Origin of the sequence: Streptomyces alkaliphilus (assembly GCF_014141535.1) — a bacterium.
GTDB lineage: Bacteria > Actinomycetota > Actinomycetes > Streptomycetales > Streptomycetaceae > Streptomyces > Streptomyces alkaliphilus.
In genome coordinates this window covers 1-2,982 of record NZ_VKHT01000657.1, presented here as the reverse complement: position 1 = coordinate 2,982, position 2,982 = coordinate 1, and the positions used below count along the sequence as shown (strand labels likewise).

Genomic DNA, 2,982 nt, shown 5'->3' with positions numbered 1-2,982 from the left:
GGTCGGGGGCGGGTCGTCCGCGCGCGCGGCACGCGGGGGACCACAACCCGGCTGCGCTTCCCCCGTCCCCCGGGGCAGCATGGAGTCATGCCGCTGCCCTCCCTCACGCGTGACGAGGCGCGCATCCGCGCCGGTCTCCTGGACATCGACCGCTACCTCATCGACCTCGACCTCACCCGGGACGAGGAGACGTTCGGGTCGACCACCACCATTCGCTTCACCGCCCGCGAGGAGGGGGACACCTTCGTCGAACTGCGTCCGACCACTCTGCACAGCGCCCGCCTGGACGGGCGGGACCTGGACCCCGCCGCGCTCGCGGACGGTCGCCTCCCGCTGACCGGCCTGACCGCCGGGGACCACGAGCTGACCGTGGTGGCGGACATGCCGTACTCGCGCACGGGTGAGGGGATGCACCGCTTCACCGACCCGGAGGACGGCCTCACCTACCTCTACAGCATGTGTTGCATGACCGAGGCCCCGTTGGTCTACGCGGCCTTCGACCAGCCCGATCTCAAGGCGGTCTTCGAGGTGTCGGTCACCGCGCCGCCGGAGTGGACCGTGCTGGGCAACGGAGTGGCCGAGCGGGTGGCGGACGAACCCGGTCGCTGGCGTTGCGCCCCCACTCCGCCCATCAGCACCTACCTGCTGGCGGTCGCCGCCGGCCCCTGGCACTCCCTGCGCTTCGAGCACGCCGGTCTCCCCTTCGGCCTGCACGTGCGCCGCTCCCTCGCCGCCCATCTGGACAAGGACGCCGAGGAGATCATGGGGATCACCCGCCGGGCCTTCGACCACTACCACCGCATCTTCGAGGAGCCCTACCCCTTCGACTCCTACGACCAGGCGTTCGTCCCGGAGTTCAACGCCGGCGCGATGGAGAATCCCGGACTGGTCACCTTCCGCGACGAGTTCATCCCGCGTTCGGCGGTCACCGACACCCAACGCCAGCTGCGCGGTGTGGTCATCGCCCACGAGATGGCCCACATGTGGTTCGGTGACCTGGTCACCCTGCGCTGGTGGGACGACATCTGGCTGAACGAGTCCTTCGCCGAGTACATGGGCTATCAGGTGCTGGCCGAGGCCACGGAGTTCCGGCCGTGGACCGAGTTCGCGGTTTCCCGGAAGGCGTGGGGATACGACGCCGACCAGCGCCCCTCCACCCACCCGGTGGCCCCGGACCCCGAGGCCGTCCCGGACACCGCCTCCGCCTGGCTCAACTTCGACGGCATCTCCTACGCCAAGGGTGCCTCCGCCCTGCGTCAGTTGGTCACCTGGCTCGGGGAGGACGTCTTCCTCGCCGGCATCAACGACCACTTCGCACGTCACCGTTTCGGCAACGCGACCCTCGCCGACTTCATCGACTCGCTCTCCCGTGCCTCCGGGCGGGACGTCGAGGCGTGGGCCGACCGTTGGTTGCGCACCACGGGGCCCGACACCTTCGTGCCGGTGATCACCGACGCGGACGGGGAGTGGCGGCTGGACCTCCGTCACGAGGGCAGTCGTCCGCACCGCCTGGACGTCGGCATCTACGAACGGGCTTCCGACCTCCCGACAGTCGCCGTGCAGCGGGATCTGGTGCGGATCGAGGTGGTGGCCCCACCGGACGGTGCCGAGCCCGCCGAGCCGGTGCCCGGCATCTCCCGCACCTTCCAGGGCGAGCCACCCGCCCTGTTGGTGGTCAACGACGGCGACCTGACCTACGCCAAGGTTCGTCTGGACCCCGTCTCCTGGCACGCCGCCAGGGACACCCTCTCCTCGCTGCCCGACCCCCTGACCCGGGCGGTGGTGTGGAACGCGGCCCGCGACATGGTCCGGGACGCCGAGCTGGATCCCAAGCAGTACCTGGCGGCGGCCCGCCGTCAACTCCCCGCCGAGCCGGACACCGCGGTGGTGGAGGGGGTCCTCTCCTTCGCGCGGGGCCGGATCGCCGACCTCTACCTCTCCGGTGAGGAGCGCACCGCGGCCCTGGCGGCCCTGGAGGAGACGGCCCGCGAGATCCTTCTCACCGGCGGGAGCGACCCGGCCTCCGCCCTGCGCCTGATCGCGGTGCGGGTCCTGATCGACACGGTGACCGATCCGGCGGAGCCCCGGGCCTGGTTGTCGGCCGGCACCTTCCCCGGCGGGCCGGAACTGGACCCCGAGTTGCGTTGGCGGGTCCTGCACCGGCTGGCGGTGCTGGGCGCCGTCGACGAGAGGGAGATCGCCGTCGAGGCCGATCGCGATCCGGCGGCCACCGGCCGGGAGGGGGCCGCCCGGTGCCGGGCGGCGCTCCCCACCGAGCAGGCCAAGGCCGACGCCTGGGAGGAGATGTTCGGGGAGGGCGACGAGTTGTCCGCCTACTTGTTCACCGCCACCGCGCAGGGCTTCTGGCACCCGGAACAGGCGGGACTGTTGGTGCCCTGGGCGGAACGGTATTTCACCGATGTCGTCCGGTTGGCCAACCGCCGTGGGCACGCGGTGACCGAGGCGGCGTGCCGGTACGGCTTCCCGCGCGGGCTGGTCGGCGAGGAACTGCTGCGCCGGGGGGAGGCGGCGCTCGCCGGTCCGGAGGTCACCGCGACGTTGCGGCGGGGGCTCATGGATCAGTTGGACGACCTGCGTCGCGCCCTGCGGGTGCGCGAGGAACGCGTCTGATCCACTCCTCGAATCCTCTTTCGGATTCCCGATGGGACCGCCGGGCGGCCGAAACCGGCCGAAACCGGCCGGACCCGGTCGGCGCGGTTCGGCGCGGAGCCGCCGGATTCATCGACCCCGGCCCTGTCGTGCGACCGTGCGACAGGGCCGGGGTGTCGCCGGGAAGCGGGTGGGGAACGGAAGGGCGCGGGGAGAGCCCCGACCGGGGCCGAGAACAGTCGATTCGGAGTCCGGAATCGGCCATTCCCCCCGACGGAGGACCCGCCTGTGGGGGACCCGGGGACCGTGTCACCGAACCCGTCCTCGCACCGACCGGCGTCCCGGGCGCCATCCCCGGGGGAGGAACACCGG

The 2,982-nt window shown here is 72.0% G+C and carries 1 protein-coding gene; it reads left to right on the top strand.

What is annotated here, in order from left to right:
• Positions 1 to 87 precede the first annotated feature (87 nt).
• Positions 88 to 2,631, top strand: coding sequence for an aminopeptidase N (gene pepN / locus FNQ90_RS18070; protein WP_228471362.1), 2,544 nt, complete (start codon positions 88 to 90; stop codon positions 2,629 to 2,631).
• The last annotated feature ends 351 nt before the right edge of the window (positions 2,632 to 2,982 follow it).

Coding starts and splice junctions, on each gene's coding strand:
- pepN (WP_228471362.1), top strand. CDS start 88: ATGCCGCTGCCCTCCCTCACGCGTGACGAGGCGCGCATCCGCGCCGGT.